Raw genomic sequence first — 12,374 nt, forward strand, 5'->3', positions numbered from 1 at the left:
CCCGCGACGCGCCGCCGGACGCGCCGGGTGGGAGCGGGCCCGGGGCGTGCGGCGAAAGCGGGCGCGGGGCGCCGGGTGGAAGCGGGCCTGGGGCGTGCGGCGGAAGCGGGCCCGGGGTGTCGGACCCGCCAGCCGGTGACTGCCGGAGCCCGAGCAGCGCGGCGACGCCGTCGCGCTCCTGGGCGACCAGCCGGTCGACCCGGCGGCCGGCCTGCCGGTGCAGCGCGTCCCGGGTGTCGAGCAGCCGCAGGTGCGCGGCGCGGACGGCGGGGCGCAGCGCGTCGGTGATCCCGGCGGTGGCGATCGCCCGCAGGATGCCCACGTCGCGCAGCCCGCCGGCCGCCTCCTTCAGGTCGCCCTCCAGCAGGAACGCCAGCTCGCCGTGGGCGGCCCAGCGGGCGGCGGTGATCTCGCGCAGCGCCGGGAGCTGGCGTACGGCGGTGCGCCGCCAGTGGTCGGCGGCGGTGCGGACGAGGGTGTCCGCGAGCGCGGCGTCCCCGGCGACCAGCCGCGCGTCGAGCAGCCCGAGGGCCACCTTCACGTCGTCCTGCGCGACGGAGAGCGCCTCGGCGACGGTCCGGACGGAGTGGTCCAGCCGCAGTCCGGCGTCCCACACGGGATACCAGACCGAGGCGGCCAGCTCGTCCACGCCGGGCACCCCGGCGTGCAGCAGGACGAGGTCGAGGTCGCCGTGCGGCGCGCACTGCCGGCGGCCCAGCCCGCCGACGGCGATCAGCGCCACCCCGGGCCGCTGCGGGAGCAGCCCGCGCAGCCACCGGTCGTACGCGTCGGCCCGCGCGGCCCGCGCCGTCGCCCCGATGCCGCCGTCGACGCCGACGACCTCGTCGACCAGGAGGGCGGCGGCATCGTTGCCGGTGTGTCCCGACGCGTTCTTCCTGGTCGACGAGGTCATGTCGGTGGGTGGCCGGTCAGAGCGCGTCGAGGCCGCGCTCGCCGGTACGGACCCGGACGACCTCCTCGACGGCGGTCACCCAGACCTTCCCGTCGCCGATCTTGCCGGTCCGGGCGGCGCCGACGACGGCGTCCACGATCTTGTCGACGTCGATCTCGTCGGTGAGCACCTCCACCCGGATCTTGGGCAGGAACTCGACCGTGTACTCGGCACCCCGGTAGACCTCGGTGTGCCCCTTCTGCCGCCCGTAGCCCTGGACCTCGCTGACGGTCAGGCCGGCCACGCCGAGGGCGTGCAGGGCCTCCTTCACCGCGTCCAGCTGGTACGGCTTGATGACCGCGGTCACCAGCTTCATGTCCAACCCCTCCATCCCAGGAACGTTAACGGGCGACCTTCTCGGCGGCGGACCCGGCGGCCGGCTCGGCCGGCTCGGCAGCCGCGGCAGGCACGGTGGGCTCGGCAGGCGCTGCCGCCGGCTCCGTCGCCGGCCTGGCGCCGGTCAGCCCGGCCATCGCGAACGCGCTGCCCCCGCCGCTGCCGGCGGCCGGCGACAGGTCGTAGCCGCTCTCGGCGTGCTCGGCGATGTCGATGCCGCCGACCTCGTCCTCGGCCCGCAGGCGGAAGCCGATCGTCTTCTCGATGCCGAAGGCGAGCACCCAGGCCACCGCGAAGGACCAGACGGTGACGATCAGGCCGGCCAGGGCCTGCCGGCCGAGCTGGGTCACCCCGCCGCCGTAGAAGAGCCCGTCGGAGGCGCCGATCACGTCGCTGATCGCGCCGTTTACCGAGTTGGTGGCGAAGAGACCGAGCCAGAGCGAGCCGATCCAGCCGCCGACGAAGTGCACGCCGACCACGTCGAGCGAGTCGTCGTAGCCGAGCTTGTACTTGAGGCTGATCGCCAGCGCGCAGACCGCCCCGGCGACGAGACCGAGCAGCACCGCCGCCCAGGGGGCGATGAAGCCGCAGGCCGGGGTGATGGCGACCAGGCCGGCGATGGCGCCGGACGAGGCGCCGACCAGGGTCGGCTTCCTGTCCTTGATCCATTCGACGACGATCCAGCCGAGCACGGCGGCGGCCGTGGCGAGCTGGGTGTTGATGAAGGCCAGGCCGGCGACCGAGTCGACGGTGAGCTCGGAACCGGCGTTGAAGCCGAACCAGCCGAACCAGAGCAGCCCGGCGCCGAGCGCGACGAGCGGGATGTTGTGCGGCTTCATGCCCTCCCGGGGCCAGCCGAGCCGCTTGCCCAGCACCAGCACCAGGGCCAGGGCCGCCGCGCCGGCGTTGATGTGCACCGCGGTGCCGCCGGCGAAGTCGAGCGCGTGCAGGTCGCCGCCGATGATGCCGCCGCCCCACACCCAGTGCGCGACCGGGAAGTAGACAAGCGTCGCCCAGCCGAACGCGAAGAGCAGCCAGCCGGCGAACTTCGCCCGGTCGGAGATCGCGCCGCTGATCAGCGCGACGGTGATCACGGCGAACATCATCTGGAAGGCCATGAACACGTAGAGCGGCACGCCGATGCCGCTCGGGTTCTCCGCCGTCGCGCCCCAGAGGTCGGTCTCGGCGAGGAAGGTCTTGGTGCCGAGGTAGGCGCCCGGGTCGCCCCAGAGCCCGTTGACATCGCTACCGAAGGCGATGCTGAAACCGTAGAACCACCACAAGACAGAGATGAGCCCGATCGCGGAGAAGCTCATCATCATCATGTTCAGTACACCCTTGGACCGGTTGAGGCCGCCGTAGAACAGCGCCAGTCCGGGCGTCATGAGCAGCACGAGCGCCGTCGACACCAGCAACCACACGGTGTTGCCGGAATCGAGCGTGGGTGCCTCAGGCACGCTGGCCTCCTAAAGGTGAAGTTCCCTCCTTCCCGGCTTCCGGGGCAGCGTCGCCCGTACGCCGGATGGGCGGAAGCCTGCTCGCTTCCTGTTTCCCCCAGCGTCACCCGTCGATTTCCGAACGGTGACGGGTTGTTTCGGACGTGTGAAGAGAAGCTCACCGCCGGCCGGCGCGGCCGACAGCACGGACCGCTCAGCGCAGCGCGTACTCCAGGGCGTTGCGCTCGTAGTCGAGCAGCCGCAGGTCCCGCATCGGCCGGCGCAGGTGCCCCTTGTGCACGATCCGGACGAAGGCCGGCTCACCGGCGGCGGCCATCCGGCGGATGCCCTCCACGTGGTCCACGATCCGCTTGCGGATGGTCCGGATCAGCCGGTGCCGGTCCCGGGGGATGAGCCCGTACGCGTCGGCGAAGAGGCGCAGCCGGCGCGGCCGGTCGGGGTGCTTCCAGCCGAGCGTGATCGAGTCCCGGTCGGAGAAGATCGGCACCCAGGTCCAGGCCGCGTACGCCACGTCGTAGATCCGGGCGCCGGGCGAGGCGAGGTCGAAGTCGATCAGCCCCAGGGTGCCGTCGGGCCGCCAGATGACGTTGTGCGGGGCGGCGTCGTGGTGGCAGATCACCTCGGTGTCCGGCGGCGGCGGTCCGAACGAGCGCCACACCGCCCCCGGCGGCGGGACGAAGCCGTACTGGGCGTCGTGGAACATCCGGAGCATGGTGGCGACGGTCACCAGCGCCTCGTCGGTGACCCAGTGCGGGGCCAGCGGGTACTCCCCGCACTCCCCCTCCAGGTACGACAGGACCTCCCGGTTGCGCTCGTCCATGCCGAGCGCGCGGGGGGCGCCGGTGAACCCGACGTACTCCAGGTGGCGCAGCAGGGCGTGCACCGAGGGCGTCCACGGCCCGGCGTTGCGCCGGACCGTGTCGCCGACCCGGACGACGGTGCTGACGTTCCCGCCGTGCAGCGGGATCTCCTGCGAAGTCACGTACGGTCTCCCGAGGCCCGTCGACGGGTGGCTGGGGTCGCGCCACCCGGCGTAGGCGCGATCGTCGGTCGTCACTGCGAGGTTACGCGTCCCGGGCGAGCGGCTCGGTACCGAGCAGCGCGTCGACGAACTGGGCGGGGTCGAACGGGGCCAGGTCGTCCTTGCCCTCGCCGAGCCCGACCAGCTTGACCGGGATGCCCAGCTTGCGCTGCACGGCGATCACGATGCCGCCCTTGGCGGTGCCGTCGAGCTTGCTGAGCACGACACCGGTCACATTGACCGCCTCGGTGAAGACCCGGGCCTGCTCCAGCCCGTTCTGCCCGGTGGTGGCGTCGAGGATCAGCAGTGTCTCGTCGATCGGGCCGTGCTTCTCCACCACCCGCTTGACCTTGCCCAGCTCGTCCATCAGGCCGATCTTGTTCTGCAGCCGGCCGGCGGTGTCGATGAGCACGGTGTCCACGCCGGTGTCGATGCCCCGCTTGACGGCGTCGAAGGCCACGCTGGCCGGGTCGGCCGCCTCCGGGCCCCGCACGGTCTCCGCGCCGACCCGACCGCCCCAGGTCTCCAGCTGGTCCGCGGCGGCGGCCCGGAAGGTGTCGGCGGCGCCGAGCAGCACGCTGCGGCCGTCGGCGACGAGCACCCGGGCGATCTTGCCGCAGGTGGTGGTCTTGCCCGCGCCGTTGACGCCGACCACCAGCACGACCGCCGGCACGCCCTCCTTGGGCGCGGTCCGCAGGGACCGGTCCAGGGTCGGGTCGAGCGCGTTGACCAGCTCGGCGGCGAGCAGGGCGCGCAGCTCGGCGCCGGAGCGGGTGCCAAGGACCCGGGTCCGCTCGCGCAGCCGGTCGACGATGTCGCGGGTGGCGTCGACGCCGACGTCGGCGGTGATCAGGCTGTCCTCGATCTCCTCCCACGTGTCCTCGTCGAGGTGGTCGCGGCTGAGCAGGCCGAGCAGGCTCTTGCCGAAGACGTTCTGCGAGCGGGACAGCCGGGAGCGCAGCCGGACCAGCCGGCCGGCGGTCGGCTCGGGGACCTCCAGCACCGGTGCCGGGGCCTCCACCACCGGCGGCTCCACCAGGATCCCGGTGGACAACTCGGCCTCCGGTGCCTGGACCGGCGGGCCGGCCAGGTCCTCCTCGGCCCGGGTGTCGACCTCCGTCTTCGGCAGCGGCGGCTCCGGTCGCCGGCGCAACCGCGGCACGACCAGCCCGATGCCGCCAAGGATCAGCACGCCGAGCAGGGCGAGCGCGATGAGGAGGTATTCGGTCATGCCGGAATCCTGTCAGATGCCGGCGGAGCTGTCCCAGCCACCGCTCCCGACCGCGTCCGCGGAGGCCGGCGGTAGGCTCGATCACAGCCAGCAGTGGTGCGACCGCCGGCCGGGTAGTAAAGATGAAGTCCGCTCATCTGGAGGTCGACCATGCCCGCGGCACACCTGCTCATCGGCCCGTTGCTCCGCAGGGTGGTCGGCACGACGGCCACCGTCTGGGTGGAGACCAGCGCGCCCGCGGTGGTCACCGTCCGTACCGCCGACGGCGCGGGCGGCACCGCGCCCACCTTCTCGGCGTACGACCACCATTACGCGCTCGTCGTCGTGGAGGGGCTCACCCCCGACAGCGCCACCGCCTACGAGGTGCTGATCGACGACGAGGTCGCCTGGCCGGTGCCGAAGAGCAACTTCCCGCCCAGCGTGATCCGCACCCGGGCGGCCGACGACCTCGACCAGCCGGTCCGGTTGGTCTTCGGTTCCTGCCGGGAGACCACCCAGCACGCCACCACCCGGCGGCTGCCCCCGGACGCCCTCGACGCGTACGCCCGACGGCTCATGGCCGACCCGGCTGCGACCGACGTGCCCGACCTGCTGGTGCTCCTCGGCGACCAGGTCTACGCGGACGTGACGTCGCCCACGGTCCGGCGGCTGCTGAAGCGGCGCCGCCGCCGGCCGAAGGGCGCGCCGGGTGACCAGGTGGTCAGCTTCGACGAGTACACGAAGCTCTACCTGGAGTCCTGGCGGGACCCGGAGATCCGCTGGCTCTTCTCCACCGTGCCGAGCGTGATGATCTTCGACGACCACGAGGTCATCGACGACTGGAACACCTCCGCCTCCTGGCGCTCCGACATGCGCGAGCAGCCGTGGTGGGCGGAGCGGATCACCAGCGGCCTCGCCTCGTACTGGGTCTACCAGCACCTGGGCAACCTCTCCCCCGACGAGATCGCCGCCGACCCGGTCTACGCCAAGGTCGTCGCGGCGGAGGACGCCACCGGCGTGCTCCGCGAGTTCGGGCAGCGGGTCGACACCGAGGCCGACCTCGCCCACGACACCGAGCGGTGGCGCGCCGTGCAGTACCAGTGGAGCTACGCGCTGGACCTGGGCCGGACCCGGCTGGTCATGCTCGACAACCGGTGCAGCCGGGTGCTGGAGCCGGGCCAGCGGGCGATGCTGCCCCCGGGCGAGTGGTCGTGGTTCCTCGACCGGGCCCACGGCGTCTACGACCACCTGGTGGTCGGCGCGTCCCTGCCGTGGCTGCTGCCGCCCGGCATCCACCACGTGGAGGCGTGGAACGAGAAGCTGGCCGACTCGCGGCGGCCCTGGGTCGCCCGGCTGGCCGAGAAGCTGCGCCGGGGGCTGGACCTGGAGCACTGGGCCGCCTTCCGCCGCTCCTTCGACGCGCTCGGCGCGCTCTTCGCCCGCCTCGGCAGCGGCACCCCCGGCGAGCCCGGCGAGCGCGTCGGGGCCGGCCCGGCGTACGCGCCACCGGCGTCGATCAGCGTGCTCTCCGGCGACGTGCACCACTCGTACGTGGCGCGGGCGCGGTTCGACGACCGCAGCGTGGTCACCCCGGTGCACCAGCTCACCTGCTCGCCCATCCACAACCAGGTCCCGGCCGGGATGCGCCCGCTGATGAAGCTGGGCTGGTCGTCCGGGCCGGCCGGGGCCACCCGGGCGCTGGCCCGCACCGCCGACGTACGCCGCCCGCCGTTCCGCTGGAAGCGGCTGGCCGGGCCGTACTTCGGCAACGCGGTCGCCACGCTGGTGCACGCCCGCCGGACGGCCGAGGTGACGATCGAGGGCACCACCAGCGACGGCCACCTGCGCGAGGTCATGCGGCAGCGCCTGACCTCCGGCGGGTGAGCCTCCCGCCGCGCCCCGGCCCGCCCGCCCGCGACGGGCGGGCCACCACCCACGCGCCGCCGCCCCGATAAACCGCTCGCCGGTTGTCGGAGGTGCCAGCCAGGATGACCGGCATGACCTGGCGAGCACCGGAGATCACCCGGACCCCCGAGCCCTACGTCGGCGACGAGCGCACCATGCTGGAGGGCTGGCTGGACTACCACCGGCAGACCCTGCTGCTCAAGTGCGCCGGGCTGACCGCCGAACAACTGAAGACGCCAAGCGTCGAGCCCTCCGGGCTCACCCTGCTCGGCCTGGTCCGGCACCTGGCCGAGGTGGAGGCCTGGTGGTTCCGGGAGAACCTCGCCGGCCAGCAGGTCGACTACCCCTACTTCACGCCCGACGACCCGGACGCCGACCACGACGTCAGCGCCGCCGACGCCGAGGCCGACTTCGCCACCTTCCACCGGGAGGTGGCGCTGGCCCGGGCCGCCGCCACCGGCCGGTCGCTCGACGAGACCTTCACCGAGGTCGGCCCGAAGCGCCGGACGTTCAACCTGCGCTGGATCTACGTGCACATGATCGAGGAGTACGCCCGGCACAACGGCCACGCCGACCTGATCCGCGAGCGCATCGACGGCGTCACGGGCGATTGACATCCTCTCCGCCCTAAAGGACGGAGATTCCCTCCACGCTGCGCGTGGAACACGCGGCGTCCGGGTGGGTTACCGCTTCGCCGCGCGGTGCCGGGACGAGTCCCGGTCTTACCCGCGCTCCACGGTCGTTTCGACTCTCCGCCTGTCCGGCGGCGAGCACGTTGATGGCGGCGTTGACGTCCCGATCGTGGGCTGCCCCGCAGGGGCAGTCCCACATCCGAACATTGAGTGCCATCTTCTCGTTGACCCGGCCGCACTGTGAGCACATGCGGGTAGACGGGAAGAACCGGTCCACCCGGCCGAATGTGCGCCCGTACCTCGCGGCCTTGTACTCCAGCATGCTGGTGAACTGTGCCCACCCGGCGTCGTGCACACTCTTGGCGAGCCGGGTCCGGCCGAGACCGACCACGCACAAGTCCTCGACATACACCGCTTGGTTCTCGCGGATGATCGTCGTAGACAGTTTGTGCTGCCAGTCCCGCCGGGTATCGGCCACCCGCGCATGAGCGCGAGCGACCTTGACCCCCGGCCTGAGGACCGGAGCACTGGCCCGCATTCCGGTAGCCCCCGCCGGGGCGGGCCGGCGACCGGTCAGTACGCCAGGGCGGCCCGCGCGTAGCGCAGGTCGGCCGGGCCGCTCCAGCGCAGCGCCGACAGGCCGGCGACCCGGGCGCCCCGGATCGCCCAGTCCTCGTCGTCGAGGAAGAGCACCCGGGCCGCCGGGGTCTCCAGCGCCGCGCAGGCCGCCTGGAAGTACTCCTTCGCCGGCTTGTTCACCCCGACCCTGGACGAGTTGACCACCACGTCGAACTCGTCCGTCAGGTCGAGCGCGGCGAGGTCGGCGTCGAGCAGGTCCGTGGCGTTCGTGCCGAGCCCGACGCGGATGCCGCCGGCCCGCGCCTCGCGGACGAAGGCGAGCACCTCGGGGTCCACCTCGCCCCGGTAGCGCTGCCACTGCTCCACAGCGGCCCGGGCCCGCTCGGGGCCGCCCACGGAGTCGGCAAGCGCGTCGGCCACGCTGGCCATCCAGTCGGCGTGGCTGACCCGGCCGGTCAGCACCGGCTGGAGCCGCCCCCACTGCATGGCGATCTCGGTGAGTACGCCGTCGGACAGGCCGTACTCCCGCTCCACCCCGGCGGCCACCGCCGGGTCCCACCGGCGCAGGACGCCGTCGAAGTCCACCAGGAGCGCCGTCGCCCGTTCCCGACCCACTACTCGTTCTCCTCGCCGCGGCCACGCCGCTCGTCCCCGTCGGCCCGGTTGAGCCGTTGGCTGATCACCTGGGTCACCCCGTTGCGCATGGTCACGCCGTACAGGGCGTCGGCGACCTCCATCGTCCGCTTCTGGTGCGTGATGACGATGAGCTGGCTCTTCTCCCGCAACTGGGCCAGCAGCGTGATCAGCCGCCCCAGGTTGACGTCGTCGAGCGCCGCCTCGACCTCGTCCATGATGTAGAACGGGCTGGGCCGGGCCCGGAAGATGGCCACCAGCATCGCCACCGCCGTCAGCGAACGCTCGCCGCCGGAGAGCAGCGACAGCCGCTTGATCTTCTTGCCCGGCGGGCGGGCCTCGACCTCGATGCCTGTGGTGAGCAGGTCGTCGGGGTCGGTGAGCACGAGCCGCCCCTCGCCACCGGGAAAGAGCACCGTGAAGACCTGCTGGAACTCCCGGGCCGTGTCGGCGAACGCGCTGGCGAAGACCTCCAGGATCCGGTCGTCGACGTCCTTGACCACGGTGAGCAGATCGCGGCGGGTGGCCTTGAGGTCCTCCAGCTGCTCGGAGAGGAACTTGAAGCGCTCCTCCAGCGCGGCGAACTCCTCCAGGGCCAGCGGGTTCACCTTGCCGAGCAGGGCCAGTTCCCGTTCCGCCTTGGCGGCCCGCTTCTCCTGCACGGGCCGCTCGTAGCGGACCGGCTCGGGCACCGGCTGGCCGTCGCGTTCGGCCGCCGCCACGTCGGCCTGGGTGGGCGGGACGGGCTGGGTCGGGCCGTACTCGGCGACGAGGGTCTCCACGTCCAGGCCGAAGTCCTCGGCGGCCTTCGCCTCCAGCTGCTCGATGCGCAGCCGCTGCTCGGCGCGGGCCACCTCGTCGCGGTGCACCTGGCTGGTCAGCCGCTCCAGCTCCGCGCCGAGCCGCTTGGCCGCGCCGCGTACCTCCTGGAGTTCGGCCTCGCGGGCGGCGCGCTCGCGCGCCACGGCGTCGCGGTGCTCCTCGGCCGCGGCGATCGAGGTGGCCAGCCGGGTGAGGGCCTCCCGGGCCCCGCCCGCCACGGCCCGGGCGATCCCCGCGCCCCGGGTGCGCGCCGCCCGCCGCGCCGCCGCGCGTTCCCGCGCGGCCCGCTCGGCGGTGGCCTGCCGGCGCAGGGAGTCCGCGCGGCCGGCGATCGAGGAGACCCGCTCCTCGGCGGTACGCACCGCGAGCCGGACCTCCATCTCGTTCTGCCGCGCCTGCGGCACCATCGCGGCGAGCTGGTCGCGGTCCTCCGTGGAGGGTTCCGCGTCGACGGGGGTCTCCTCGGCCAGCCGCAGCCGTTCCTCCAACTCCGCGAGGGTGAGCAGGTCCCGCTCCCGGGCGGCCTCCGCGCGGGCCCGGGACTCGCCGAGCCGGTCGGTCTCCGCCTTCGCCGAGCGGGCCGCCGCGCCCAGCTCGGCCAGCCGGCGGGCGGCGGCGTTGCGGTGGCTCTCCGCCTCCCGCTTGGCGGCGGCGGCGTGCTGCACCGTCTCCTTGGCGGCGGCCACCTCGGCGCGGGCGTCGACGAGCTGTTCGCGCAGCTCCGCGCCGGTCTGCTCGGCGGCGAGCCGGTTCGACCGGGCCTCCTCGACGGCGGCCTGCACCTCGATGAAGCTGGGCGCCTTGGCGGACCCGCCGGCCGCCGCGTACGCCCCGACCACGTCGCCGTCGGGGGTGACCGCGCGCAGCTCCGGGTTGCCGGCGACCACCTCGGCCGCGGCGGCGAGATCGTCGACCAGCACCACGTCGCGCAGCGCCCGGTGCACCGCCGGGCGGAGCTGTGGGGAGCACTCCACCAGGTCGGGCGCCCAGCGGGCGCCGTCGGGCAGCTTCGGCCGCAGCGCGTCGGCGGGCCCGTCCATGCCCGGCCCGGCGGGGCTGCCGACCAGCAGGCCGGCGCGACCGGCGTCGGAGATCTTCAGCAGCCGCATGGCCTCGACCGCCTCGTCGACGCCGCTCACCGCGACCGCGTCGGCGAGCCCGCCGAGCGCGGCGGCGAGCGCGGCCTCCTGCCCGGGCGCGACCGTGAGCAGCCCGGCCAGGCTGCCCAACAGGCCCGGGACCTCGTCGGCGCGGGCCAGCAGCGCGCCCGCGCCGTCCTTGCGGCGCAGGCCGAGGGCGAGCGCCTCCTCCCGGGCCTTCCAGGTGGCGGCGTCCTTCTCCGCCGCCCGCTCCGCGTCGGTCAGCGACCGCACGGTGGCCTGCGCCCGCTCCTGGGCGGCGACCGCCTCGGCGTGCCGGGCGTCGAGGTCGGCGTTGTCCCGGTCCGCCTCGGTGGACTGCTCGGCGACCGCGTCGAGTTCGGCCTGGGCCTGATCGGCTCGCGCGAGCGCGTCGGCGTGCGCGGTGGCGAGCCGCTCGATCTCCTCGCCGGCGCTGGTGGTCCGGGCGCGGGCGCTGTTGACCTGACCGGTCAGCCGGGCCAGGCCCTCCCGCCGGTCGGCGATCGCCTTGGCCGCGGCGACCAGCTCGCGTTCGGCGGCGGCGAGCTGCCGCTCCAGCTCCTGGCGGTGCTCGACGGCCTCGGCCAGCCGGATCTGGTCGTCGGTGAGCGCGCCGCGCAGCTCCTCCTCCTGCTCGCGGATCCGCTCGGCCTCGGCCTCCAACTGCTCGGGGTCGCGACCGGGGCGCTCGTCGTCGGGGGTGGCGCTGAGGTGTCGCAGCCGCTCCCGGGCGAGCTGCTCGATGGAGCGGAACCGCTCGGAGAGGGCGGAGAGCTTGTACCAGGTGTCCTGGGCGGCGGCCAGCAGCGGCGCGTCCTCGGCGAGGGCCGCCTCCAGCTCGGCCAGCCGCGCCTGCACCTCGCTGTGTTCGGCCTCGACCTGCTCGCGCCGCTCGCGCACCGCGGTCTCGTCGGCGATCTCCCGGTCCAGGGTGGCGCGCAGGGTGGCCAGGTCGTCGGCGAGCAGGCGTAGCCGGGCGTCGCGCAGGTTGGCCTGGATGGCGGCGGCGCGGCGGGCCACCTCCGCCTGCCGGCCCAGCGGCTTGAGCTGGCGGCGCAGCTCGGCGGTGAGGTCGGTGAGCCGGTTGAGGTTCGTCTGCATCGCGTCGAGCTTCCGCAGCGCCTTCTCCTTGCGCTTGCGGTGCTTGAGGACGCCGGCCGCCTCCTCGACGAACGACCGCCGGTCCTCCGGCTTGGCGTGCAGCATCCCGTCGAGTCGCCCCTGGCCGACGATGATGTGCATCTCCCGGCCGATGCCGGAGTCCGACAGCAGCTCCTGGATGTCGAGCAGCCGGCAGGTGTCGCCGTTGATCTCGTACTCGCTCTCGCCGGAGCGGAACATCCGGCGGGTGATCGACACCTCGGTGTACTCGATCGGCAGCGCGCCGTCGGTGTTGTCGATCGTGAGGGTCACCTCGGCCCGGCCCAGCGGGGCCCGGCCGGCGGTGCCGGCGAAGATGACGTCCTCCATCTTGCCGCCGCGCAGCGCCTTGGCGCCCTGCTCGCCGAGCACCCAGGCGATGGCGTCGACGACGTTGGACTTGCCGGAGCCGTTGGGGCCGACCACGCAGGTGATCCCCGGCTCCAGCTTGAGCGTCGTCGCGGAGGCGAAGGACTTGAAGCCCTTCACCGTCAGGCTCTTGAGATGCACCTTCTCGATCCTCGTCCGGTGGCCGCCGTACCGTCGCCGGCTACGCGGACCTGGGT

9 protein-coding genes and 1 pseudogene are annotated in these 12,374 nt (G+C 73.7%); 2 read left to right on the forward strand and 8 right to left on the reverse strand.

Annotated elements, in window-relative coordinates; translation table 11 throughout:
* From AB0B83_RS19575 to ftsY, 5 genes and pseudogenes are all read right to left on the reverse strand, one after another.
* Positions 1 to 913, reverse strand: a pseudogene (locus tag AB0B83_RS19575) (hypothetical protein); the annotation flags it as partial.
* A 16-nt stretch (positions 914 to 929) separates the two neighbouring features.
* Positions 930 to 1,268, reverse strand: a complete 339-nt coding sequence (locus AB0B83_RS19580; protein ID WP_176733926.1) for a P-II family nitrogen regulator — start codon at positions 1,266 to 1,268, stop codon at positions 930 to 932.
* Positions 1,269 to 1,293: 25 nt separating this feature from the next.
* The gene (locus tag AB0B83_RS19585; RefSeq protein ID WP_357579383.1) at positions 1,294 to 2,745 is read right to left on the reverse strand and encodes an ammonium transporter; all 1,452 of its coding nucleotides are present in this window, start codon (positions 2,743 to 2,745) and stop codon (positions 1,294 to 1,296) included.
* A gap of 193 nt (positions 2,746 to 2,938) precedes the next feature.
* Positions 2,939 to 3,802 (reverse strand): aminoglycoside phosphotransferase family protein, encoded by an 864-nt coding sequence (locus AB0B83_RS19590; RefSeq protein WP_192581443.1) that lies wholly within the window; start codon positions 3,800 to 3,802, stop codon positions 2,939 to 2,941.
* A gap of 7 nt (positions 3,803 to 3,809) precedes the next feature.
* Positions 3,810 to 4,997 (reverse strand): signal recognition particle-docking protein FtsY, encoded by a 1,188-nt coding sequence (gene ftsY / locus AB0B83_RS19595; protein WP_357579384.1) that lies wholly within the window; start codon positions 4,995 to 4,997, stop codon positions 3,810 to 3,812.
* Positions 4,998 to 5,147: 150 nt separating this feature from the next.
* On the opposite strand from ftsY, the gene AB0B83_RS19600 reads away from it, so the two are divergent.
* Entirely contained in the window at positions 5,148 to 6,860 is a 1,713-nt protein-coding gene (locus AB0B83_RS19600; RefSeq protein WP_357579385.1) for an alkaline phosphatase D family protein, read from the forward strand.
* A 113-nt stretch (positions 6,861 to 6,973) separates the two neighbouring features.
* On the forward strand, positions 6,974 to 7,495 hold the full coding sequence (locus AB0B83_RS19605) for a DinB family protein (RefSeq protein WP_357579386.1): 522 nt from the start codon (positions 6,974 to 6,976) through the stop codon (positions 7,493 to 7,495).
* A gap of 13 nt (positions 7,496 to 7,508) precedes the next feature.
* On the opposite strand, the gene AB0B83_RS19610 is transcribed toward AB0B83_RS19605, so the two are convergent.
* From AB0B83_RS19610 to smc, 3 genes are all read right to left on the reverse strand, one after another.
* Positions 7,509 to 7,991 (reverse strand): transposase, encoded by a 483-nt coding sequence (locus AB0B83_RS19610; RefSeq protein ID WP_357579387.1) that lies wholly within the window; start codon positions 7,989 to 7,991, stop codon positions 7,509 to 7,511.
* A 95-nt stretch (positions 7,992 to 8,086) separates the two neighbouring features.
* The gene (locus AB0B83_RS19615; protein ID WP_132232656.1) at positions 8,087 to 8,707 is read right to left on the reverse strand and encodes an HAD-IA family hydrolase; all 621 of its coding nucleotides are present in this window, start codon (positions 8,705 to 8,707) and stop codon (positions 8,087 to 8,089) included.
* Entirely contained in the window at positions 8,707 to 12,318 is a 3,612-nt protein-coding gene (gene smc / locus AB0B83_RS19620) for a chromosome segregation protein SMC (protein ID WP_357579388.1), read from the reverse strand. Before smc ends, AB0B83_RS19615 begins: the two co-directional genes overlap by 1 nt.
* Positions 12,319 to 12,374 lie beyond the last annotated feature (56 nt).

Origin of the sequence: Micromonospora sp. NPDC049060 (genome assembly GCF_040649055.1) — a bacterium.
Classification (GTDB): Bacteria; Actinomycetota; Actinomycetes; order Mycobacteriales; family Micromonosporaceae; genus Micromonospora; species Micromonospora reichwaldensis.

Excerpts from the sequence above, each read along its gene's own strand:
- ftsY (WP_357579384.1), bottom strand. The coding sequence starts at position 4,997 with ATGACCGAATACCTCCTCATCGCGCTCGCCCTGCTCGGCGTGCTGATC.
- AB0B83_RS19580 (WP_176733926.1), bottom strand. The coding sequence starts at position 1,268 with ATGAAGCTGGTGACCGCGGTCATCAAGCCGTACCAGCTGGACGCGGTG.
- AB0B83_RS19600 (WP_357579385.1), top strand. The coding sequence starts at position 5,148 with ATGCCCGCGGCACACCTGCTCATCGGCCCGTTGCTCCGCAGGGTGGTC.
- AB0B83_RS19605 (WP_357579386.1), top strand. The coding sequence starts at position 6,974 with ATGACCTGGCGAGCACCGGAGATCACCCGGACCCCCGAGCCCTACGTC.